Consider the following 22,543-nt stretch of genomic DNA (forward strand, 5'->3'; position numbering starts at 1 on the left):
TGCTGACTTCTGGTTGTTCAGCTGCCCATCACTGGGCAGGTTACCAAGGGTACTTGGCGTTTCAACCAGACCTCCCCGGGTAAGAACGCAATCTTTCCCTCCACCTATCTGCTTCATTTACTGCATGCGACCTTCGGCAGAAAGGGCTTTGCCTTGTTCAGCAGACTCACCCAATCGCACATAGCCTTGTATGAAGTTCGTGTTCCTCAGACCGGAGGTTTGCCGCCCGCTTCCTTCAGATTCCACGTCGCCGTGGACACCCTTGCGCTTGGCTAACGGTTACTTCTGCCTTCACCGTTCGGGACTTGCACCCTATAGATTACGCCCATGCCGGGCACACTAAAAAACCTCTTGCCTGAGAGGCAAGAGGTTAGATGCGCAGAAAAATTAAGCATGGAAGACAGTCTCCCAGCCAGCGTAAATACCTTCTCGGCCTCTCTGGACCGTTTTTAAAGGTGTTGCTTATTCGATTTGTTTTTTTAAGTATAAAGAACAGTCAGCCGTTTTGTCAATCTTTCTCTCGAAGAGATTCCAAAAGCTCTGCAAATTGGGCTGGCGGCTCTGCCGAAAACTCGAGGTATTCCCCTGTTCTCGGGTGATCAAAGCCGATCACTTCCGCATGCAGCGCCTGTCCGTTGATATCCATTGTTTTTTTCGGTCCATACTTCGGATCGCCCACTAATGGGAAGCCGATGTATTTCATGTGGACACGGATTTGGTGCGTACGGCCTGTTTCCAAGCGGCATTCCACTAAAGTGAAATTGCCGAAGCGCTCCAATACGCGGAAATGGGTGACGGCGTGTTTGCCTTTGTCGATGACAGCCATTTTCTGGCGGTCCTTCGAGTCGCGGCCGATTGGCGCTTCGATTGTGCCTTTGTCGTGCGGAATATGGCCATGGACAAGCGCCACGTATTTACGCGTAACGGTTTTCTTCACCAATTGATCGACCAAAGACGTGTGCGCCATATCATTTTTGGCAACCATCAATAAACCGGAAGTGTCTTTATCGATGCGGTGGACGATTCCCGGACGGGCTACGCCGTTAATGCCGGACAAGTCCTTGCAATGGAACATCAGCCCGTTGACAAGCGTGCCGTTTGCATGTCCGGGAGCCGGATGGACCACCATGCCTCTTGGCTTGTTCACAACTAACACATCAGCGTCTTCGTAAGTGATTTCGAGGTTCAAATCTTCCGGAACAACGTCCAGTTCTTCCAACAGCGGCGGCGAGACAATGATGATATCGTCCAGACGCACTTTGTAATTCGGTTTGACCGTTTCGCCGTTGACTTTTACTGCGCCGTCTTTCACCCAGTTGGCAATTTGCGAGCGGGACCAGTCTTCGTCGATTGAGGATACAGCTTTATCAATCCGTACACCGGCCATTTCTTCTGTTATTTCTATTGTCAAATCTTCAATTTCCATTAAGACACCTTTTTCTTTTCTTGTTTTTCGTCAATGATGATAAATAGGATCATCAATACCACACCTACTGTCAATGCAGCATCCGCTACATTGAAAATCGGAAAATCGTAATTGATGACAGGAATCAGCACATCCACAAAGTCCACTACTTCCCCGCGCAGCATCCGGTCGATAAAGTTGCCGATTGCACCGCCGAGCAGCACCATCAAACTCAATTGAAACAACGGTTTTCCGGTTGCGTGCTTATGAAAATACCAAAGAATTCCGGCTATTACAGCCACTGTGATGATGGCGAACAGCCACATTTGCCCTTCCAGCATCCCCCAGGCAGCTCCGCGGTTCCGGTGCGAAAGCCAGCCAAGATACGGGTCCAGAACAGCAATCCGTTCACCCAATTCCATATTTTTTACTACCAGCCACTTGGTCCATTGATCAAGTGCAATGATCACTAATGCAATCCCATAATAAAGTATAAACATGTGTTTCCCCCGTCAATTCATCAGTCAGTTTATTTTACCACATCCCGCCTCGAAAAAGGAAACTGGCTGAAATGTCCCAATAGGATACGAGCCCTTGCCTGCCGATATTGCGCAAACGAGCTAGATCAACCATTTCTGCTAGTAAGCCTATTCAGTGCTATTCATGGCGATGCTCTGAACGACAAAAGCAATATATTCGATTCCTTTCAAGCAACTACAAGCTAAAAAGCTTAACTTTATAGCGATAATAAACAAAAAAGCTGCCAGGATTTCTCCCGGCAGCTTCCAGTATTCGGATTATGCGTATTGTTTTTCGACGACGCTTGCACAACGCGGGCATAGCGCCGGATGTGATTCGTTTTTGCCGATTTCTTCAGAAATTGTCCAGCAGCGTTCGCATTTTTCGCCTGACGCTTTTTCGACAACTACTGCCACTTTATTTAATTTCACTGCCTGTTCCGGTGCTTGTTCAAGCGCTCCGCCGAACTCGTATTGAGATACGATGAACAGTTGAGCTACGTTTTCATCCACCGAAGAAAGCAAGCTGTTTACTTCTTCTGATCCGTAAACGGTCACTTTGGCTTCAAGCGATTTCCCGATGGTTTTCGCAGCACGGGCTTCTTCCAAAGCTTTCAGCACATCATCGCGGACGTCCATGAAATTTGTCCATTTCGCTTCAAGGTCTGCAAATGCCGGGTTTTCTTCGCTTTCTGGGAAATCCGTCAGCTGAACGCTTTCTTCTTCCACAAAGCCCAAGTAGCTCCACATTTCATCTGTTGTGTGCGGGATGATCGGCGTCGCCAATTTCAGGATCGCCATCAAGGAATCGAACATGACCGTCTGCATTGCACGGCGGTGTGGATGGTCAGCCGCTTCAATGTAAACAACGTCTTTCGCTACATCCAGGTAGAATGAGCTCAAGTCATTTGCACAATAGCCATTCAATGCGTGATAGATCGAAGAGAACTCATACGTTTCGTAGCCTTTGCGGGCTGTCTCGATCATCTTCTGCAATTTCATGACCATATACTGATCCATTTCGCGCATATCTTCAAATGCGACACGATGTTCTTTTTCAGTGAAATCCGCCAAGTTGCCGTGAAGGAATTTCAAGGTGTTGCGGATTTTGCGGTAGACTTCCGACACTTGCTTGAAGTTGTCGTCTGATACGCGCACGTCAGCGGTATAGTCAACAGACGCTACCCATAGGCGCAGGATATCTGCACCCATCTGGTTCATGACTTTTGCAGGAACGATGACGTTGCCGAGTGATTTACTCATTTTGCGGCCATTGCCGTCCAATGTAAATCCGTGGCTCAAGATGCCTTTATAAGGCGCGATGCCATTGATGGCGACGCTTGTCGTCAACGATGAGTTGAACCAGCCGCGGTATTGGTCAGAGCCTTCCAAGTACAAATCAGCCGGGTATTGAAGATCTTCGCGTTCTTCCAGGACGCCTTGGTGGGACGAACCTGAATCGAACCAAACATCCATGATGTCGGTTTCTTTGACAAAGATGCCGTTCGGGCTGCTTGGATGCGTAAATCCAGGCGGCAATAATTCGGCAGCCGTGCGTTCGAACCAGACATTTGAACCGTGTTCGCGGAACATTTCTGCGATATGGGAGATCGTTTCTTTCGTGATGATCGGATCGCCGTTTTCTGCATAAAACACAGGAATCGGCACGCCCCAAACGCGCTGGCGCGAGATATTCCAGTCGCCGCGGTCACGCAGCATATTGAAGAGGCGTGTCTCGCCCCATGCCGGTGTAAAGCTTGTTTCGCCGATGGCTTTTAAGATCTGGTCGCGGAATGCTTCGATGGAAACAAACCATTGAGCCGTCGCCCGGTAGATGACCGGCTTTTTCGTGCGCCAGTCGTGCGGATACGAGTGCGTGATGAATGACAAGTGCACAAGTGCGCCTGCTTCGTCCAAAGCTTCCGTGATGGATTTATTGGCTTTGTCATAAAACTGGCCTTCAAATCCTGGTGCTTCGTCCGTCATGACGCCTTTTTCATCAACCGGGCAAAGAACGTCCAAACCGTACTTTTTGCCGATCAGGAAGTCATCTTCCCCGTGCCCAGGAGCTGTGTGGACAAACCCGGTACCGGAATCGATCGTTACGTGCTCCCCGAGCATCATCAATGAAGGTCGGTCGTATAGCGGGTGTTTTGTCAGGATATGTTCAAACTGGGCGCCTTTGATTTCGCGCACCACTTCATAATCCGTCCATTCCACTTCTTTTGCCACTTCATCCAATAAATCCTGAGCCACCACATACAACGATCCATTCACGGAAACTTCTACATAATTGAAATCAGCATGTGCTGAAATGCCCAGGTTCGCAGGGATCGTCCAAGGAGTCGTTGTCCAGATCAGCACGTTCGTGCCTTCTGCCAATACGCCTTTTCCGTCCACAACTTTGAAAGCGACATAAATTGATGGTGATTTTTTGTCAGCATACTCGATTTCTGCTTCCGCCAGTGAAGATTCACTTGAAGGGGACCAGTAAACCGGTTTTAGGCCTTTATAGATATAGCCTTTGTTCGCCATTTTGCCGAATACTTCGATTTGGCGGGCTTCATAGGCCGGCTTCAATGTAACATATGGATTTTCCCAATCGCCGCGAACCCCGATGCGTTTAAACTGCGAACGCTGGTTATCGATTTGTTGGTAGGCATATTCTTCACAAAGCTTACGGAATTCCGCAAGTGACATTTCTTTGCGGTTGACGCCTTTGTTCGTCAATGCCTGTTCAATCGGCAAACCGTGCGTGTCCCAGCCCGGCACATATGGAGCATGGAAGCCCATCATCGAACGCGAACGGACGATCATGTCTTTTAGCACTTTGTTAAGGGCATGGCCCATATGAAGGTCGCCGTTGGCATAAGGCGGGCCATCGTGAAGAATGAAGAACGGGCGTCCTTTTGTGCGTTCCAGCGATTTTTGGTAAATGTTCATGTCTTCCCATTTTTTCTGCATTTCCGGTTCCCGGTTCGGCAAATTTCCGCGCATCGGGAAATCTGTTTTCGGCATCAATAACGTGTCTTTGTATTCCATTGCAATTCCTCCTGTAGGCATAATAAAAAGCCTCCCATCCCTGGAAAGGGACGAGAAGCTAAACTCGCGGTACCACCCTTGTTGCAGCGCTTAGCTGCCACTCGAACACCGTAACGTGGTGGATACGGAACTGGGTACTAATCGATTCCCCAATTCTGCTCAAGAGTGATTTTCCTCAAAACATTCATCACCAGGCTCTCACTGTCCCCGGCTCGCTTTGTCGAATTGTTTGGAGTACTGTCTCCGTCAACGCTTTTAAAGATATGACGTAATTATAGAATTTAGAAGTTGCTGCGTCAAGTTCAGTAGACTTCTTTCTTTTCTTCCAGTTTGTCCAGGTTGGTCGTATCGATGTCATATTCCATCAATGTTTCCCAATCATCTGTTTCAATCAAGTCCAACTGGGCTTCCACCAGCATTTTGAAGCGGTTGCGGAATACTTTGGACTGTTTCTTCAACTCTTCGATTTCCAGCGCAATGCGGCGCGCTTTCGTCAAGGATTCATTGACGATGCGGTCTGCATTTTTTTCAGCTTCGCGGATAATCAGCTTCGCTTCTTTTTGCGTATTGCGGCGAACTTCTTCTGCTGCTTCCTGTGCCACCACAATCGATTTCTGCAGAGTTGACTCAATTGTTGTGAAATGGCCGACGCGCTCATCTGTTTGTGTTAAACGGTCTTCCAATTCTTTCTTTTCTTTTAACAGAATTTCGTAGTCTTTGATGATTTGATCCAGGAATTCGTTTACTTCGTCTTCCTGATATCCTCTGAATGCTTTGCTAAACTCTTTATTATGTATATCCAAGGGGGATAATGGCATAGTAAGGGCACCTCTCCTTAATTAACTTCGTTTCTTTACATTATACAGTCCATGGCAGTAAATATCAGTACTATTTTGCATTTTTTCAAACCGGCTTACTTGGCCGTCTCCAAGCGGCCAACGAGCAGACGGATTTTGTCTTTTTTAGTGCGGCCTTCGATTTCCATCATTTTGACGCGGCCATACCCACGCGATGATACCATATCCGATTCATTCAACTCAAACGAGGGCTGTTCCTGAACCGTCCAGTTGACTTTCACTTTTCCGCCGTTGATCAATGCCGACGCTTTCTGGCGGGAAATATTATAGACCGAACTGATGACGGTATCCAAACGCAGCGAACTGACCGTATGGCTTTCTTCTGTCCAGTCTTCCGCCACTTTTATGAAGCTCTCTTCTGATGCGGCTTCTTCCAAATGGACTTTCACTTTTGCAGCCGTTGTAAAATTAGCCTGCAAATAGCTGCTGACTTCATCTGCAACGGCAATCTGGATTTGCTGCCCGTCAATGCGGATATCGCCAAACTTGCTCCGGTCAAGGCCGATTGACATCATGGAGCCCAGAATATCCGGATGCTGCAGCGTGACGAACTTGGTAGGGTAGTTCAAATCAAAAACGGTGATTTGAAAATCTTCTTTTTGCGGCTCGTAATACGAAGGATACAGCAGCACACGCTGCCTTTCCGCATCTTCGAACAGCCCCGATGCCGCCATTTGGATGTCGCCTGAACCAATCACGGACGTCACGATAAAACGCTGTCTCGGATCCAGAAAATCAGTCAGTTTAGGCGTATAGCGGTCTTCAACATCTATCATCCAGCCTGTCACTTGTTCGATGAACGGCTGTTCGTCTTTTCTGAAATGCTGAAACAATGACTCCATAGAAAGCGCTCCTTTTTGGATAGTTAATGGGTTTCAAGCAAAAAACCTCACGTTATGTGAGGTCATTAGCTGAAATAAGAAAATAAAACGATAATCCCGCGGCTCGCTAAGTTCAAAGCGAAGATGGCAACGATTGGCGAAAAGTCGATCATTCCGAACGGGGGAATAAAGCGCCTGAAAATATCAAGATAAGGGTCGGTGATGCTTGACAGCATACGGCCAAAACTTGATTCTTTCGCATTCGGCAGCCAGCTCATTAAAATGCTGGCAATTAAAATAAACGAATAGATGTTTATAGCGACTAAAATTAAATTCAATAAAGCAATCATCGGTTATTCATGCACCTCTTTTATTGTTGATCGTCATAGTAGTACTCGGAAATGGCTCCGTCAACTTCAACGGTATCCGGCACGCATAGGAATATATCCGTTCCAATGCGCTGTATGTCTCCGCCAAGTGCATAGACGGTTCCGCTCAGGAAATCAATGATGCGCAAGCCTTGGTCTTTCTCAATCCGCTGCAGGTTTACTACGACGGCGCGTTTGTTTTTCAAATTTTCGGCGATGTCCTGGGCTTCGGCATAAACTCTCGGTTCTGCTAAAATCATTTTCGAGGATTTAACTGCACTTTGCAGGCTTACAAGATTGGTAGCTCCTGTTTCCACTGTTTTTTGTCTCCGTTCCTTGGGTTGTTTTCGAATATCCGGCTGCACCGTTACCGCTTTCTCGTAGCGGGAAGTGGTCTGCGGCTTGGGCCGCGGCTGTGTTTGTTCTGGCTGAGGCTTCGGTTGCTGCTGTTGGACTTGCGGCTCGTCTTCTTCAAATTCTTCCAGATAAAAGAAATTTTTAAATTTGTCTTTCATGCTCATCACATTGCCTCACTTTCTGACCCTACTAATGCAGTCCCTATGCGAACAAAAGTCGCTCCTTCTTCAGCTGCGATTTTGTAGTCATTGGACATTCCCATCGAGCACTCAGTGCAAGGGGCATGGCTCATTCCTTCAGCCGCAACTTCAAGTTGAAGCGATTTCAATCCTTTGAATACATTGCGAATGACGTTCTCGTCAGTGGTGTTCGGCGCCATTGTCATCAATCCGACTACCTGGATTTTATCAAAAGCTTCCAGTGATTTAACAAATGCGACTGCTTCTTCTGCAAGTACTCCGCTTTTGGATTCTTCCTTCGAAACATTCACTTGTACAAAGCATTTTAAGGGATGAGTTGCCCGTTTCTGGATTTCCTTGGCCAGGCTCATGCGGTCCAAGGAATGAAGATAATCAATTTGGTCAATGACTTCCTTGACTTTTCTCGTCTGCAGATTGCCGATAAAATGCCAGCTGGCCTCACTTGAGATTGCTTGGCGCTTATTTAACAATCCTTCCGGCCGGTTTTCCCCTAGATGGCGGATGCCAGCTTCAATTGCCTCATTCGTGCGCTCAACACCCACTTGTTTGGTCACCGCAATGACCTGAATGCCGGGCCGGACATTATTTAATTCTTGTGTAATTTCTTCATAGACTGGTTTAATGGGTTTCATGCATTCACAACTTTTCTATTGATGTTCAACTGATCCTGCTTACCACAAGACAAGTCACCTGCTGCATTCAGCGAAAGCCACTGAACACAAAAGTCTGATCGGTTCCACTAGCACTTTCCGGGGAGCCCCCATCTGAATGTAGTTTCACTTTATTGTACCAAGTTACAGGTTTTTTATCAATTCCACCCGATCATTAAGCCCTTCTTATCTTGCAATGCCGCCTTTTCTTGTACAAAAATATGCAGCTTAGGCGATGCTCTGAAATCACTAGGCAAAAAGAAAAACAGCCGCCCTAAGGCGGCTGTCGATTTCAATTATCTTCTCTTTTGGCGGTTGCGCAGGAATGTAGGGATGTCTAATGCATCTTCCTGTGGTTTGTCCTGGCGGGCAGGCTCTTGCTGATACGACGGGTAATGCTCTTCCCGGCGCTGGTCTTCCCGGCGCGATTCACGAAGAGACGGCGGAGACTGCTGTTGGATTGACTGCACTCGGCTTGAGTTTAATCCTGATCCTCTTGGCGTTCTCGGCTGCAGTAATTCTTCGTTAAATCCGGTAGCAATAACGGTAACTACGATTTCATCTTTTAAGTTGTCGTTGATGACCGATCCGAAAATCATGTTTACATCTTCGTCAGAAGCTGAAGCCACGATATCTGCTGCTTCTTGTACTTCATAAAGGCTAAGATTAGATCCGCCTGTGATGTTCATCAAAACACCTTTCGCTCCGTCAACAGAGACTTCAAGCAACGGGCTTGAAACAGCTTTTTTCGCTGCTTCAGATGCACGGTTTTCGCCTGAAGAAACACCGATCCCCATCAAAGCAGAACCTTTGTTGGACATGATTGTTTTTACGTCAGCAAAGTCAAGGTTGATTAGTCCAGGTACAGCGATCAAATCGGAAATACCTTGAACCCCTTGGCGAAGGACGTTATCCGCTTCGCGGAAAGCTTCAAGCATTGGCGTGCTCTTGTCGACGATTTCAAGCAAACGGTCGTTTGGAATGACGATTAGCGTGTCAACAGATTCTTTCATCGTGCTGATTCCGCTGATTGCCTGAGTCGAACGCTTGCGTCCTTCGAAAGTGAATGGGCGAGTTACAACCCCAACAGTCAAAGCGCCCAATTCTTTGGCAATCCCTGCAATTACAGGTGCTGCTCCCGTACCGGTTCCGCCGCCCATGCCGGCAGTAACAAATACCATATCTGCTCCGCGCAAAGCTTCTTCGATTTGTTCTTTGCTTTCTTCAGCCGCTTTTTTGCCGACTTCCGGATTTGCGCCTGCTCCAAGTCCGCGAGTCAGTTTGCCTCCGATTTGAAGTCTAGTTTCAGCTTTTGAAAGGTTTAAAGCTTGTGCATCTGTATTTACAGCGATGAATTCTACGCCTTGCACTCCGTGTTCGATCATACGGTTTACTGCGTTGTTTCCGCCGCCGCCTACACCGATTACTTTAATGACTGCCAGTGCATCGATTGATGTATCAAATTCCAACATTCTTTTTCCTCCTATATATTGCTCAGCTTTAGATTAAGCATAATGCAATGTTGATTTTATTCAAAGAATCTATCAAACATTTTTTTAGCTTTTGTAACAACGCCTTCACCGCTTTGTTTAGGCTGCTTTTGCTTTTTAGGCTGCTGGTGCTGTGGTTCCGGCTCTACATGTGCAGATTCGGACAAAGCGCCTCCGCTTCCTACATTGCCATAGAACATATCTTCCATGTAAGCGTACTGGATCAAGCCGACAGCGGTCGTGTATTGAGGCTCACGCACACCGATGAATTCCGGTACATACAGGCGGACGCGCGTTTGCATGATGTGGCGCGCCAATTCCGGCAGCCCTTCAAGTTTAGCCATGCCGCCAGTCAATACGACTCCTCCTGGAAGGTCTTGATATCCAAGACGGTAAAGCTCATCTAAAATCAATTCGAAAAGTTCTTCCAGGCGAACTCCGATTATTTCAGATATGTATTTTTGGCTGTACTGCTCTTTTGAATCGGAACCGATTACTTCCACTTCGAACAATTCATCTTCAGAAGCATCGTCATAAAACGCATGACCATACTCCAGTTTGATTTTTTCAGCTTGTTCTGTTGGCGTTTTCAGGACGATGGATAAATCTTTGGTCACATGGTCTCCACCGACTGGAATAACGGAAGAAGCAGTCAAATGGCCATCTTGGAAGACAGCTATTGATGTTGACCCTCCACCGATGTCGATGCAGGCAGTGCCGTGATTTTTTTCATCTTCTGTCAATGCAACATACCCTGCGACAAGTGGCTGAACGTAAATATCACGGATTTGCAAGCCCGCACGTTCTACGCATCTTAACACATTATGCAAAATGGTTTTTGATGTTGTCACCATTGTACCATCCATTTCAAGGCGAATCCCAATCATACCTCGCGGATCTTTGATTTCATCCAAATGGTCGACGATATACTGTTCAGGAATGATATTGACCAATTCCCGTTCAGGCGGAATGGAAATAACTTGCGCCGCTTCAAGAACGCGGTCCAGGTCATCATCCGTAATTTCGCGGTTTTCGCTGTTGACCGCCACTACCCCTTTGACAGGATGAAGAGCTGCTTTGTTAGCCGGGATCCCCAGCACTACCTCGTGGATCGACTTTCCGATCATGCGCTCCGCTTGGTCAACTGCTTTTTTAATGGATTGAACTGTAGCATCTATATCAACAATCGCACCTTTTCTGATTCCGTTTGATTTTACATTTCCTACGCCAATGACATGTAAAGATTTGTTGGCCATTTCTCCGATTAATACTTTAACGGATGACGAACCGATGTCTAGGCTTACGTATAATTCTGATTGACTCAATTCGTGGCACCTCCTTAATAAACTTCTATATTATATTCTATTGTAAATTGTATCCCTTGTCTAAGTAAAACAGCACAACTTTGTAAATTTTCCTTCAACTTACCCCTGTAATTCACGAACTTCCTTTTTTTCTGCCCATTTTGTCAAAAGAATCCGGCGGATGACAGCGATATTTTGGAATAAGCGAACCCCAAATGCAAAAATGGCGGCTAAATATAAATCGACTCCCAGATGCACGCCGATAAACGCCAGTGCAGCTGCCAGTACAATATTGAAGAAAAAGCCGGAGACAAATACTTTGTCATCGTAAACGCCCTGCAAATGCGCCCGGATTCCACCGAACAAAGTGTCAAGCGAAGCAAGCACGGCAATGGACAAATAATCTGCATATTCAGGAGGGATTTGCATATCGGTTAATAGGCCGAGCGAAATTCCAAGCAATAAACCCAGTATTGACAACCACATACTTATTCCCCCTCCACTTTTTCTAATTGCTGATAGTTGTGTTCTTTGTCATAAGCTTCAACAGTCAGTTGATCTATTGGTTCGGTAATAATGACAGAAAGGTTATCAATATAAAAATCATCGTGTATGCGAGATGACATTAAATGATTATACAGCTTTTCCGTGTCATCCATCGTTTTTGAAACAATTTTAATTTTAAATGGCGGAGTTTGAACTGGAACGGTATTGACAGTGGTCGTTCCATTAATGTCGCGGATGGCGGTTGTATTGACCACTCGGTTGCCGTCAATCGAAATGTAGAGCCCATTATGGCGATTGATTTCATTGACCAGGCGGATCAATAGATCGGGTGCGATCCCTTCAATATTCAAACCTAAAGCGACTGCTTCTGGAGAGGGTTCAATGGAGATTTCTATGCCTGGGCCGGTCATTTCGTCCAGGCCAGCTGCACTTCTTAAATCCTCGACTGTTTCTTTTAATGCCTGTTCCGGACTCTCATTCGATGCATCTTCGTATTTGGACAAGGTATCATCAACGGTGCCGATCTCTGTCAGCAGCTCCGAATGCAGCTGCATTTCGCGCGAAAGTTCCTGCCTGATTTCCCAAATATCCCGTGTGTCGCGCGCATCCGGTTCATTGATGGTGTTATATTGTACCGCCGCCATCAAACCGATGATGAATAAGATGACTGAGAAGCGGGAAGAGAGTTTCTTTTTCATGCTGCCTCTCCCCTCCTATGATTCTGTCAGCAACGCTGGCATGGAAATTTTTTGTCCTGCGTCCAATGTGACGATGATATTATCATTTACAAGCTGATCCATAACGCCGCCTGATAGCTTCATGGAAGATTCCAGCACGTCTGGTTCTCCGATTGCTTCAATTGTGAAAGGCGCCGGGTACTGGACGCCGTCTACGGTAATGACCGGTCCGGTGCAGACAATATACGAATTCGCGTGGATTCGCTGTCCGTTGATTGAAATGGCTTGTGCACCTGAAATATACAGTTCATTGATCACTTGGAACACATGGCTCTCATGTACAATATAATCATTCGGATTCACTGAATCCGGCTCGTAATCGCCGTCCTGCAGCGTTACTTTTAATCCGTCGCCTTTAACCGGCAGAATGCCGATATACCGGCGCAGCGCTTCCGCTTCTTCCGTATAGTCGGCAAAACGGTTTTCGCCGTCTGAAAATGAATCTTCATATTCCTGGACAGTTGCTTGTTTTTCTTGTAATTCCTCACGCAATGATTTGTTGCGTTCCTGCTGTTCAATCAATTCTCCCCGAAACCGCTTTTCTTCCTCAGAGAAAGATTTTCCGTCAAAGTTTCTGGCTGCCTCTTCCTCTTGGGAAAGGCTGTAGGAATAAGCCATGATAAAGCCCAATACGAGAAAAACGAGAGAAAAGATGATCGATTTACTGAAGCTTGTCCGGTTATTCTTCTTCGGCTGCTTCGGATTCTTCATTCTCAGCACCTTCCTTCCGAGGACCGTAGACGTCATCGTACGAACGGAAGAAAATTCCGACCTCCATGTCTATCACACCTTTTTGGCCGTCTTCAAGCTGAGCTACAACAGAAGGATAATAATTCAGCTTTTCAGCCAGCGAACTTAATATCCCTCTTACTTCATTTCCATCGTTCATATAGAGCGTAACATAAGCTGCGTCTTCTTCACTTGGAGACAAAATAATCTGGGAGATCAAGTTAAATACTTCCGAATCGATCTTTGTCAGCTGAGTGACCAGTTTCGATCTCGTTTTAGCATCTTCAAAATTGGTTAAGATGGGGCCATCAACTGAAGTTACCGGTTTTTCCAAAGCAAAATTATTCGATAAAACCATCTGGTAGCTATTGCTTTTATCCAGATAACCGATGCTTTCAAACTCTTTAATTTCGATCTCTACACCAGTCAGCCATTTTTTATTGACCGAGGATTTTTCTACCCATTCCAGCTCGTCCAGCGTCTTTTCAATATCCGATTCTGTGAAGGACCACATCGAGTCGCCGATTGACAAGCCGCTGAGCTGTTCATACTCAGCTTCTGCGTACAGCTCTGTACCTGTGAAAGTGATGTCCTGGATTTTACTGTATTTTGTTTGGCTGTAGATCAGAATGGCCAGCAATACAAGAAAAACGAACAGCAACGCCACGAACTTGCGATTGGTTCTTTTTTTCCGCCGCTCACGAAGCGTCGGGATGCGTTCTTCGATATCAATCACTTTGTCCATACTTGCTGCTCCTTTCCCTTTATTCGTTCGCTTCTGTTACTTGCAGGACTGCATCGATAAATGCATCTCCGCGGATTTCAAAACTTTCATATTGATCCCAGCTTGCACATGCCGGAGACAGCAGTATGGTATCCCCATCTTCTGAGTGGCTGACTGCTTTTTCAACAGCATCCAGCATGTCCCCTGCTTTTGTAATCGCCGGAACTCCGCAATCTCCAGCAAACTCTGCAAAACGGTCAGCGGTTTCGCCAAATGTGATGAGCGCTTTTACCCGTTTCATGTAAGGGCGCAGCTCTTCAAGCGAATGATTGCGCTCAAGCCCGCCAGCCAGCAGGATGATTTGTTCCGGAAATGCTTCAAGCGCACTTTTTGTCGCCAAAGCATTGGTCGCTTTGGAATCGTTATAGAACTTTCTGCCGTTCCAGGAAGTGATAAATTGGGAACGGTGTTTTACACCTGTGAAGGACGTTAACACTCGGGTGATGGTTTCTTTCGTTCCGCCCCATAGAAGCGCCGCAGCTGTCGCTGCCAGGATATTCTCCAAGTTATGCTGGCCGCCCAACATGATTTTCGAGCGTTCAATCACTTTTTCCCCTTGCCAGTAAACAAATTCATCATCTGCACTGATGCTGTGCTGGGTCTTGCCTTTTAACGTAAACGGAATCAGCTGCGCTTTGCATTTCGCTGCAAACGCTGACAGCAGCGGCTGGTCCGCATTGTAGATAAAATAATCTTCCGATGTCTGGTTCTGGGCAATTTTCATCTTCGAAGCGGTATAGTCTTCAAACGAACCATGATAGTCCAAATGCGCTTCATAAAAATTGGTGACAATCGCGATGCGCGGCCGGAATGTGTCTGTCCCTTTCAACTGGAAAGAAGAAAGTTCGGTGACAATGACGTTTTCTTCCGTCGCGTTTTCAGCAACACCGCTTGCAACAGTTCCGATATTCCCTGCAATCAACGGTTTCTTGCGATCCTGGTTGAGCATATGGAACAGCAAAGTAGTGGTTGTCGTTTTGCCGTTGGAACCCGTTATGCCGATAAAAGGAGCTTCACTGATCAAATAAGCCAATTCAATTTCCGTCCATATCGGAATCCCTTTTTCAATTGCCGACTCGATAATCACGTTGTTGTATGGAATACCCGGGTTCTTCACCACTAATTCAAAGCCTTCATCCAATAGATCTTCCGGATGTCTTCCGCAAATTACGGTCACTCCCATGTTCAATAGTTCCTGGGCTTCTGAGTTTTCTTCAAAAGGCTTAGCATCATTAACCGTAACAAAAGCACCTAACCCATGGAGAATGCGAGCGGCTGTAAATCCGCTTTTCGCAAGCCCCAAAACAAGCACCTTTTTTTGATAAAGTTGTTCAACTTGCTTCATTTTATAAGACCTCCAAAGCTACTGCAATTAATGCGGCAATCAGGCCGACCAGCCAAAAGACTGTGACGACTTTCCATTCTGACCATCCGCTCAGCTCAAAATGATGATGAATCGGACTCATTTTGAAAATACGTTTTTTTCTTAATTTGAAACTGCCGACCTGTAAGATGACGGATAGCGTTTCAATAACAAATACCAGGCCGATCAGTAAAAGCAAAAGCTCCTGTTTCAATAAAATTGAAACCATTGCGAGTGCTCCGCCGAGCGCCAATGAACCCGTATCTCCCATAAAGACTTTCGCCGGGTATTTATTGAATACCAGGAACCCAAGCAAAGCGCCTGCTACAGAAAACGTAAACAATGCAATGGCATTTTCATCCTGATGGATAGCCAAAACCCCGAACGCAGCAAAAGCGATTGAAGCTGTGCCTGCAACCAATCCGTCGAGTCCGTCTGTCAGATTGACCGCATTGGAAAAACCGACGAGCCAGAAGATGATAAACAGCACATACACAAACGACAGTTCAATTGCGGCACCCGTGAACGGAATCGACACCGATGTGTCGAATTCTGTGCCGTTCAGAAGCAGGAACGAAATAACGGCAATAACGATTTGGGCGATCAATTTCTGCAGGGAAGTTAATCCCAAGTTTCTTTTTAGCACCACTTTAATAAAATCATCCAAAAAGCCGATTAAGCCGAAACCGAAAAGCACCAGCAAAAGAATCAGAATATCCGCTGTCAGCCCTTCAGTAAACAGTGCGACCAGCAAAACGGTCACAATAATAGCGATTAAATACACAAGGCCCCCCATTGTCGGGGTCCCTGTTTTTTTCATATGGGATTCAGGCCCTTCTTCCCGGATACTCTGGCCAAATTTCATTCTTCTCAATAAGGGAATAAAAAGCGGCATCAGTATAACTGTCAGTAAAAAAGCGGCTCCAAAACCAATTAATAAATTAACGTCCATCATAGAACTCCTTTAAGCAATAAATTATTCAGTTGGATCTTCAACTATTTCTTCTTCGATTGTTTCTCCAGCTGAACCTTCTTCAGCTGGTTCTTCAACAGTTTCTGTTGGTTCTTCCGGTGTTGCTTCTACGGCGTCTACAGGCGTTTCCTCTGCAGATTCTTCAGAAGCTGCACCGTTTTCTTCCGGCACTGCTTCTTCAGGGGTTTCTTCCGTCCCTGGTTCTGCTGCATCTTGTCCTGCTGCGCCTTCAGCCTCGTCTTCGGCCGGTTCTTCAGGTGCGCCTTCAAAACTATCCGTCGACTGGATTTGCGAGGCGTTTTCAGGCGTCTGAAGACGTATGACGACCGGATCTTTTAAGGTGACTTTTGAACCCGGAGAAAGGCTCTGGCTCACGGCATAGCCCTGGCCGGCAAGTTCCACCGATAACCCGCTGAGCGACTGATACGCCAGTAAATCACGTTTTGACCAGCCCGTAAAGTCCGGCAAAATGGACGGTCCTGCGGTTTTTAAAATCACGGTGCCGCCTTCAACGACCGCTTCTCCCGTTGCCGGATACTGGCCTTCCACTTTCGTGCTTCCGCCGGTGACTACCACATTCAGCCCTCTTCCGGCCAATTGTTCTGTAACTTCCGCAGACGATTTCCCTGTGTAATCCTCCAACTCGGTAGTTTTTACTGATTTCGCATTGTCCGGCTTCACATTCATGTGTTTTAAGCCGTTTTCCATGACCGAATTAAAAATCTTCGCTACAGGTGCACTTCCATACTCCCCTGCAGGCAATTGCGGCTGTTGGACACCAATATAGACAAGCAGTTCCGGGTCATCCGCCGGCGCCATTCCCAGGAAAGAATACAAAAATCCATTTTTCCCCTGGTTGATGTAGCGGCCATCCGGTCCCGGCACTTGTGCAGTCCCGGTCTTGCCGGCTACTGCGTAGTCCTTCAATGCAAACGGCCGGCCCGATCCATTTTCGGAAGTGACAGTCGAAGCGAGGATTTCTTTTACCTTTTCGGCAGTTTCTGCAGAAATCGGCTGTCCTGCTTTTTCCGGCTTGCTTTTTACGGTCACTTTTCCAGTGTCCGGATTTTTGATTTGGTCAATGACGTACGGCTTCATCATGACGCCTTCATTGGCAATTGCTGAAGCTGCCTGGATCATTTGGATTGGCGTCACGGTTGAACCTTGACCATATGTTGTCGTCAGACGTTCGATCGGACCGGTATCCAGCACTTTTCCCGGTGCTTCATTCGGCAAATCGATGCCTGTTTTCTTGCCAAAACCGAATGCATCAATATACTTCATGAAAGTTTCAGGCCCAATGCGTTCCAGCAGATAAGCCATCGATACGTTGGAAGAGCGCTGAAAACCTTCCAGGAACGTAATGCTTCCCCAGCCTCTACCGCTGTTGTAATCTCCAATGGTCGTGCCCATCAACGAATAGGTTCCCGAATTGTAATAAGCGTTCGGATCCCATTTGCCTTCTTCAATAGCAGACGCCAAGGTGAACATTTTCATCGGCGAACCCGGTTCGATGGTTAATTCTATACTTTCATTGAGCCAATTGTCGGAAAGGCCCTCACGTGTATTCGGATTAAATGTCGGACGCTGTGACATTGCCAAAATTTCCCCTGTATCCGGATCTGCCACGACAGCAATCATACGGGCCGGTTCATATTCTTTCTGAACTTTCGTCATCGCGTCTTCCAAGAAATTCTGAAGGGTTTTATCAAGCGTCAATTGGACATCAGAACCATCCACTGCCGGAGTAACGGCAGATTCGTTGTTCGGCAGCAAAAATCCCCATTTATCGGTGGAGAATTCGATTTTGCCGTTTTTCCCAGTCAACGCTTTGTTATGGATAGATTCAAGCCCCATCCTTCCTTTTGTGACCATGAGGCCGTCTTTAGTTTCTTCTTTCATCGCAAAACCGATCAAATGGGAAGCGAATGTCCCATTCGGGTAGAGACGCTTTAAATCTTTGACAAACAGAATGCCTGGCACTTCTTCTTCTTTCATTTCAAGCATTTTGGTATGGCTGATTTCACGCCCGGCTACTCCGAATTCCACCTGGTAGCGGTCTTTCTCCACGCCTTGTTCCAATATGTCTAAAACTTTGTCTTCGGCCATTCCCAAATGCTTCGCCAAAAACTCGGCTGTTTCTTCTACATCCACTACGTGGCGGGGATTGCTGGCTTTCTGGGTGGCCGATTCGTCTAAAACCGCCACCACCTTATACGTCAGTGTATCTTCCGCAATCACTTGTCCGTCACGGTCTAAAATTTTTCCACGCTCAGCAGCCAGCACTTCTTCCTGCTGGTATTTCGCCGCGGCTTTAGCTGCCAATTCCTGTCCTTCGACTGTGCCAGTTGCCTGTATTGAGACAATTCTGACGGTCAAAATGAAAAAGAGCCCTGCAAAGACTAAAAATAGCAGAAAGGCTCCCCATTGAAATCGAAACTTTTTTTTCATTGTCCTGGCACTACCTTTACATTATGCTCATTTGATTTTAGACCAAGCTCTTTCGCTTTTGTCCAAATGCGCTCATATGTAGACAGTTCGTTTACTTGTACAGACAAATCTGTATTTTGTTTCACTTTTTCATCGATTGAATGTTCAATTTTTTGAATTTCTTGTGTAGATGCCTGGATCACAGATTGGTTTTGAAGAACCAAAAGTGCACATAGAGCAAATGCTGCAAAGAAAGACAAATAAAGCACTTTCTCGCCTTTTGTAAAAATCCCTTTTTTTCTTACCGGTTGCCGGGCCGGATTTTGAGGAACGGCCGGCTGTTGTATGTATGCTTCTTTTCTTGCATATAGCGCCATTTGAACACGTCCTTACTCTTTGATTTTTTCCACAATCCGCAATTTTGCCGACCGTGAACGATTGTTCTGTTCTAACTCTTCCTCGGACGGAAGAATCGGTTTTCTGGTGATCAATTTAAATTTCGGTTCCATGCCTGCTGGAATCATCGGCAGGTTCGGAGGCAGTTCCGGCATTGACGAAGCTTCCTTGAAAAGCGTCTTGCATAACCGGTCCTCCAGTGAATGGAAGGTAATGACACTGACTCTTCCGCCGACAGCCAGTAAATCGAGTGCATCCTGGAGCGAAGTTTCCGCTGCACCAAGCTCATCGTTTACCGCGATGCGGATTGCCTGGAAAATGCGTTTTGCCGGATGGCCGCCTTTTCGTCTGGCAAATGCCGGTATACCGTCTTTGATCAGTTCCACTAATTGGCCGGTTGTTTCGATCGGCGCGGTTTCCCTTGCCGCTTCAATCTTCCGGGCAATTTGCTTCGAAAATTTCTCTTCGCCGTAGCGGTAAAAAATTCGCACCAAATCTTCAAACGGCCAGTCATTCACTACGTGATAAGCAGTCAGCTCCGCTGATTGGTCCATCCGCATGTCTAACGGTGCGTCATTGTGGTAACTGAATCCTCTTTCCGGTGTATCCAGCTGCGGAGAAGAAACGCCCAGGTCATATAATATGCCGTCCACTTTTTCAATCCCGCGCATTTCCAATTGTTCTTTAATGAACTTAAAATTCGAATGAATAAACGTAATTCTGTGTAAGTAATCTTTCAGTTTTACTTGTGCATGTGCGATAGCTGTCGCGTCCTGGTCAAAACAATACAAATGTCCTTCATCGGATAACTGCTTTACCAGGTACTCGCTGTGTCCGGCTCCGCCAAGCGTGCAGTCTACATAGACGCCATCAGGACGAATGTTCAGTCCATCGACAGTCTCCTGCAGTAAAACCGTGGTGTGGTTGAACAATCCATTCCCCCCGTTCAGTTGTTAAAAATCAAAGTCTGCTAAATTCTCTGCAATGTCATTAAATGAGTCTTCAGACGCTGTAAAATATTCTTCCCATGCATCTTTCGACCAGATTTCAAATCGATTCGATACACCAAGAATCACGCATTCTTTGTCAAGTTTTGCATACGTTAGCAATGTTGATGGTATATTGACGCGCCCTTGTTTATCAAGTTCCACTTCCGTGGCACCTGAGAAAAAGAACCGTGTAAATGCACGTGCGTCTTTTTTAGTGACCGGCAGCTCTTTCAGCTTTTCTTCGATCTTTTGCCATTCATCCATTGTGTAACCAAATAAGCATTGATCCAGGCCACGGGTTATGACAAAGTTCTCGCCAAGTTGCTCACGAAACTTTGCAGGCACGATTAAACGTCCCTTTGCATCAACGCTATGTTGATATTCTCCCATGAACATGCCTGTCACCCCACTTAATGTCTTTAATGTACCACAATCCCCCACTTCTCACCACTTGTTTTTGAAATATTTCATGTTTGTTACAGAAATAAATCTCATATGCACTTAATGAGACAAAAAAAAGTCTGCCAAGGCAGACTTTTGCTGTTACAGATAGATTATTTTGTGGGTTTTGTCATATTGGAAATCGAGCTTCAACAGGTCTTGAACGAGCTCTAAACCATAAACATTCAAGTATGGGAAGGGACTGAAAACACGTTCCTGGAAATTGTCATCCGGGCGCAGTTCCATCTCAATCAATCCGAAATGGTTAAACTGAGTGCTATTCTGCAATACCACTTCATCTTCCAATTTGTTTTTCAAGAATTGAAGCTGCTTCAAATGGAATTGCAGATTTTTCTCCACAAGCGGCGTAAGCCCTCCGCTGATTGCTGAAAAACTCTTCTGGATGTCTTCGTATTTGGCTTCCAGCTGGCGCTGCGTTTCCTCGATCAGGTGTTCCGCTTCTTTTTCCCGAATCGACTCCATCAAGGCTTGGCGGAGTTCCGCCACTTTCAATTCTGTGAAAACTTCGCTGAAAGTCAATTGGTATTTTTGGAGCAAGCTTTGAACTTGCCGGTTCACCAAGGTCATTCCAAGACGGGGCATGACAATCGGCATTTCCATATCCATCACGTTAAAGACGCCTTTCAAGGCAGCCCAGTAGGCAATTTCCCCCGGGCCTCCGACAAACGCCAGAACCGGGAAAACCAATTCCTGCATTAAAGGACGCGTCACGACGTTATTGCTCAGCCGTTCCGGTGAGTTTTTAGCAATATCCAGCAATTCATTCATCGTGAATGACACTGCTCCTTCATTGCCTACAAACTCTTCACCGTTACGCTGAAGCAAAATGCGTTCGCCTTCCACCGTAATAAACAAATTAGCCGCTTGGGGTTCCGCTTCAATGACTGCGGAATATCCTTCTTCGACCAGGTTTTGTTCCGCCGCTATGACCGCTTCGGCAATTTCTTCCGACTTTTCAATCATCCGGACAAAGTAACTTGCTTCGTATTTCCGGAGGTCGGGACTTGCTGCATCAATATACAAAAGCCCTTCTTCGTTGAAAAAATAATTTAGCAGCGCAGCAAAGAAATCCGTAAAGGAGTCGGCGCTGTCCAAAAAGGCAAAAGCCGTTTCATGCATCTCTTTGGAGAACTCGGTTTCAGGCAAGCTCCTGAAATACTCTTCCAGATACGAATGGACTTTCGCCTTGTTCAACTTTGCAGTAGATGCGGAATTCTTTCCATACTCGACATGTGGAAAATTCAGTTTGTCCAACCTGCCGTCTACGCCTCTGTATAAATGGCTGATTTCCGCCAAATCGTGGTCTTCGCCAGCAATCCAGAAGACGGGGACAACTTTTGTTGCCAATTGTTCGCTCGCCTGTTTCGCCAGGACAATCACCGAAATGGCTTTGTGCACGGTATATAACGGTCCCGTCAAAAGGCCTGCCTGCTGGCCGGTTACAACAACCGGTGCACCGTTCTCAAAATCCGCAAGATGGGCTTCCGCCTTTTGTGAAATGCCGTTCGGTTCCATAAATTTGCGCAGGATCGAGCCGACTTTTGCACGGTCCACTTCATGCTGCTGCAGCACTTCAAAACGCTTGCTGAAATTTTCAGCGCTTGGCCCATACGAAAAATACTGTAGAATATTCGTTTTCCCGTTTATGTAGTCTTCCATTAGCTGGCTGGCTGGTTTTATATATTGTTCTTCTAACCTCATGAAAAATTGTCCCCTTTTCCGTTTACATTCAGTATTACTATATCAAACGCAATCGCTGTTGGAAAAATATACGCTTACGAAGATAGAAAACGGCTGATGGTAAGGGCCAGTCCAGTCACCCATAGAAGAAAGTAAGCAATGCTCAAAACCAGGAAATACGTACGCCACGTTTTCCGGATAAACGGGACCACTTTGATTTCTTTCGACTTTATCCACTCAATTGTCAGCAGGAACATCGCGATGACGACAGCGACAATGTACGTGATGGCGGCAATATCATATGGCCAAATGACCGCAGCGCCTACCGGGATGGAAATGAACAATAAAAACGTCGTGGCATCGGCGGCAAGGCCGATTGATCGCCGTCCCATTTTCTTCCGGGCAATCAATAGCGTTAAGATAAATAAAATGAAAGGAGCGAAGATAAATGCGGCTCCGAGAGAATATAAAATGTCCATAG

The 22,543-nt window shown here is 46.3% G+C and carries 22 protein-coding genes and 1 other annotated feature; all 22 genes read right to left on the reverse strand.

The features are described from left to right. Positions 1-508: 508 nt before the first annotated feature. Positions 509-1,420, reverse strand: a complete 912-nt coding sequence (locus tag BLQ32_RS09900) for an RluA family pseudouridine synthase (RefSeq protein WP_074510307.1) — start codon at positions 1,418-1,420, stop codon at positions 509-511. A 5-nt stretch (positions 1,421-1,425) separates the two neighbouring features. Continuing rightward, positions 1,426-1,905 (reverse strand): signal peptidase II, encoded by a 480-nt coding sequence (gene lspA / locus BLQ32_RS09905; protein WP_074510202.1) that lies wholly within the window; start codon positions 1,903-1,905, stop codon positions 1,426-1,428. A gap of 297 nt (positions 1,906-2,202) precedes the next feature. After that, positions 2,203-4,965: an isoleucine--tRNA ligase gene (gene ileS / locus BLQ32_RS09910; RefSeq protein ID WP_074510203.1), complete on the reverse strand. Its 2,763-nt coding sequence runs from the start codon at positions 4,963-4,965 to the stop codon at positions 2,203-2,205. Positions 4,966-5,008: 43 nt separating this feature from the next. Continuing rightward, positions 5,009-5,224, reverse strand: a binding site (T-box leader). A gap of 43 nt (positions 5,225-5,267) precedes the next feature. Next, entirely contained in the window at positions 5,268-5,783 is a 516-nt protein-coding gene (locus BLQ32_RS09915; RefSeq protein WP_036806865.1) for a DivIVA domain-containing protein, read from the reverse strand. Positions 5,784-5,878: 95 nt separating this feature from the next. Continuing rightward, positions 5,879-6,664 (reverse strand): YlmH family RNA-binding protein, encoded by a 786-nt coding sequence (locus BLQ32_RS09920; protein ID WP_074510204.1) that lies wholly within the window; start codon positions 6,662-6,664, stop codon positions 5,879-5,881. Between the two features lie 65 nt (positions 6,665-6,729). Continuing rightward, positions 6,730-6,993: a YggT family protein gene (locus tag BLQ32_RS09925; protein ID WP_036806871.1), complete on the reverse strand. Its 264-nt coding sequence runs from the start codon at positions 6,991-6,993 to the stop codon at positions 6,730-6,732. A 20-nt stretch (positions 6,994-7,013) separates the two neighbouring features. Continuing rightward, on the reverse strand, positions 7,014-7,532 hold the full coding sequence (locus tag BLQ32_RS09930) for a cell division protein SepF (protein ID WP_053166412.1): 519 nt from the start codon (positions 7,530-7,532) through the stop codon (positions 7,014-7,016). Next, positions 7,532-8,200: a YggS family pyridoxal phosphate-dependent enzyme gene (locus tag BLQ32_RS09935; protein WP_074510205.1), complete on the reverse strand. Its 669-nt coding sequence runs from the start codon at positions 8,198-8,200 to the stop codon at positions 7,532-7,534. Before BLQ32_RS09935 ends, BLQ32_RS09930 begins: the two co-directional genes overlap by 1 nt. A 314-nt stretch (positions 8,201-8,514) precedes the next feature. Next, positions 8,515-9,690: a cell division protein FtsZ gene (ftsZ, locus tag BLQ32_RS09940; RefSeq protein ID WP_074510206.1), complete on the reverse strand. Its 1,176-nt coding sequence runs from the start codon at positions 9,688-9,690 to the stop codon at positions 8,515-8,517. Positions 9,691-9,746: 56 nt separating this feature from the next. Then, positions 9,747-11,033, reverse strand: coding sequence for a cell division protein FtsA (gene ftsA, locus BLQ32_RS09945; RefSeq protein WP_036806882.1), 1,287 nt, complete (start codon positions 11,031-11,033; stop codon positions 9,747-9,749). Positions 11,034-11,132: 99 nt separating this feature from the next. Next, positions 11,133-11,498, reverse strand: coding sequence for a small basic family protein (locus BLQ32_RS09950; RefSeq protein ID WP_036806885.1), 366 nt, complete (start codon positions 11,496-11,498; stop codon positions 11,133-11,135). Positions 11,499-11,500: 2 nt separating this feature from the next. After that, positions 11,501-12,217: a DUF881 domain-containing protein gene (locus BLQ32_RS09955; protein WP_074510207.1), complete on the reverse strand. Its 717-nt coding sequence runs from the start codon at positions 12,215-12,217 to the stop codon at positions 11,501-11,503. Positions 12,218-12,232: 15 nt separating this feature from the next. Then, positions 12,233-12,967 (reverse strand): DUF881 domain-containing protein, encoded by a 735-nt coding sequence (locus BLQ32_RS09960; protein WP_074510208.1) that lies wholly within the window; start codon positions 12,965-12,967, stop codon positions 12,233-12,235. Beyond that, positions 12,936-13,730 carry a cell division protein FtsQ/DivIB gene (locus tag BLQ32_RS09965; protein WP_074510209.1) on the reverse strand — a complete coding sequence of 265 codons (795 nt, stop codon included), beginning with the start codon at positions 13,728-13,730 and terminating at the stop codon, positions 12,936-12,938. The genes BLQ32_RS09960 and BLQ32_RS09965 overlap by 32 nt, the downstream gene beginning before the upstream one ends. Before the next feature lie 19 nt (positions 13,731-13,749). After that, complete coding sequence (gene murD, locus BLQ32_RS09970) at positions 13,750-15,114, reverse strand: UDP-N-acetylmuramoyl-L-alanine--D-glutamate ligase (protein ID WP_074510210.1); 1,365 nt, start codon at positions 15,112-15,114, stop codon at positions 13,750-13,752. Between the two features lies 1 nt (position 15,115). Then, complete coding sequence (gene mraY, locus BLQ32_RS09975; RefSeq protein ID WP_139150531.1) at positions 15,116-16,087, reverse strand: phospho-N-acetylmuramoyl-pentapeptide-transferase; 972 nt, start codon at positions 16,085-16,087, stop codon at positions 15,116-15,118. 21 nt (positions 16,088-16,108) lie between these two features. Continuing rightward, a complete protein-coding gene (locus BLQ32_RS09980; RefSeq protein ID WP_083335301.1) occupies positions 16,109-18,556 on the reverse strand; it encodes a penicillin-binding protein in 2,448 nt (815 codons plus the stop codon). Further along, positions 18,553-18,912, reverse strand: coding sequence for a cell division protein FtsL (ftsL, locus tag BLQ32_RS09985; RefSeq protein WP_074510212.1), 360 nt, complete (start codon positions 18,910-18,912; stop codon positions 18,553-18,555). The genes BLQ32_RS09980 and ftsL overlap by 4 nt, the downstream gene beginning before the upstream one ends. A gap of 12 nt (positions 18,913-18,924) precedes the next feature. Next, the gene (gene rsmH, locus BLQ32_RS09990; protein ID WP_036806907.1) at positions 18,925-19,863 is read right to left on the reverse strand and encodes a 16S rRNA (cytosine(1402)-N(4))-methyltransferase RsmH; all 939 of its coding nucleotides are present in this window, start codon (positions 19,861-19,863) and stop codon (positions 18,925-18,927) included. A 21-nt stretch (positions 19,864-19,884) separates the two neighbouring features. After that, positions 19,885-20,316: a division/cell wall cluster transcriptional repressor MraZ gene (mraZ, locus tag BLQ32_RS09995; RefSeq protein WP_036806910.1), complete on the reverse strand. Its 432-nt coding sequence runs from the start codon at positions 20,314-20,316 to the stop codon at positions 19,885-19,887. A gap of 147 nt (positions 20,317-20,463) precedes the next feature. Continuing rightward, positions 20,464-22,083: a bacillithiol biosynthesis cysteine-adding enzyme BshC gene (gene bshC / locus BLQ32_RS10000; RefSeq protein ID WP_074510213.1), complete on the reverse strand. Its 1,620-nt coding sequence runs from the start codon at positions 22,081-22,083 to the stop codon at positions 20,464-20,466. A gap of 74 nt (positions 22,084-22,157) precedes the next feature. Beyond that, a complete protein-coding gene (locus BLQ32_RS10005; RefSeq protein WP_053166397.1) occupies positions 22,158-22,541 on the reverse strand; it encodes a DUF3397 family protein in 384 nt (127 codons plus the stop codon). Positions 22,542-22,543: the final 2 nt, after the last annotated feature.

Source organism: Planococcus glaciei (genome assembly GCF_900099655.1).
Taxonomy (GTDB): Bacteria; Bacillota; Bacilli; order Bacillales_A; family Planococcaceae; genus Planococcus; species Planococcus glaciei.

Excerpts from the sequence above, each read along its gene's own strand:
- lspA (WP_074510202.1), bottom strand. The coding sequence starts at position 1,905 with ATGTTTATACTTTATTATGGGATTGCATTAGTGATCATTGCACTTGAT.
- ileS (WP_074510203.1), bottom strand. The coding sequence starts at position 4,965 with ATGGAATACAAAGACACGTTATTGATGCCGAAAACAGATTTCCCGATG.
- BLQ32_RS09915 (WP_036806865.1), bottom strand. The coding sequence starts at position 5,783 with ATGCCATTATCCCCCTTGGATATACATAATAAAGAGTTTAGCAAAGCA.
- BLQ32_RS09920 (WP_074510204.1), bottom strand. The coding sequence starts at position 6,664 with ATGGAGTCATTGTTTCAGCATTTCAGAAAAGACGAACAGCCGTTCATC.
- BLQ32_RS09925 (WP_036806871.1), bottom strand. The coding sequence starts at position 6,993 with ATGATTGCTTTATTGAATTTAATTTTAGTCGCTATAAACATCTATTCG.
- BLQ32_RS09930 (WP_053166412.1), bottom strand. The coding sequence starts at position 7,532 with ATGAGCATGAAAGACAAATTTAAAAATTTCTTTTATCTGGAAGAATTT.
- BLQ32_RS09935 (WP_074510205.1), bottom strand. The coding sequence starts at position 8,200 with ATGAAACCCATTAAACCAGTCTATGAAGAAATTACACAAGAATTAAAT.
- ftsZ (WP_074510206.1), bottom strand. The coding sequence starts at position 9,690 with ATGTTGGAATTTGATACATCAATCGATGCACTGGCAGTCATTAAAGTA.
- BLQ32_RS09950 (WP_036806885.1), bottom strand. The coding sequence starts at position 11,498 with ATGTGGTTGTCAATACTGGGTTTATTGCTTGGAATTTCGCTCGGCCTA.
- BLQ32_RS09955 (WP_074510207.1), bottom strand. The coding sequence starts at position 12,217 with ATGAAAAAGAAACTCTCTTCCCGCTTCTCAGTCATCTTATTCATCATC.
- BLQ32_RS09960 (WP_074510208.1), bottom strand. The coding sequence starts at position 12,967 with ATGAAGAATCCGAAGCAGCCGAAGAAGAATAACCGGACAAGCTTCAGT.
- BLQ32_RS09965 (WP_074510209.1), bottom strand. The coding sequence starts at position 13,730 with ATGGACAAAGTGATTGATATCGAAGAACGCATCCCGACGCTTCGTGAG.
- murD (WP_074510210.1), bottom strand. The coding sequence starts at position 15,114 with ATGAAGCAAGTTGAACAACTTTATCAAAAAAAGGTGCTTGTTTTGGGG.
- mraY (WP_139150531.1), bottom strand. The coding sequence starts at position 16,087 with ATGATGGACGTTAATTTATTAATTGGTTTTGGAGCCGCTTTTTTACTG.
- BLQ32_RS09980 (WP_083335301.1), bottom strand. The coding sequence starts at position 18,556 with ATGAAAAAAAAGTTTCGATTTCAATGGGGAGCCTTTCTGCTATTTTTA.
- ftsL (WP_074510212.1), bottom strand. The coding sequence starts at position 18,912 with ATGGCGCTATATGCAAGAAAAGAAGCATACATACAACAGCCGGCCGTT.
- mraZ (WP_036806910.1), bottom strand. The coding sequence starts at position 20,316 with ATGTTCATGGGAGAATATCAACATAGCGTTGATGCAAAGGGACGTTTA.
- bshC (WP_074510213.1), bottom strand. The coding sequence starts at position 22,083 with ATGAGGTTAGAAGAACAATATATAAAACCAGCCAGCCAGCTAATGGAA.
- BLQ32_RS10005 (WP_053166397.1), bottom strand. The coding sequence starts at position 22,541 with ATGGACATTTTATATTCTCTCGGAGCCGCATTTATCTTCGCTCCTTTC.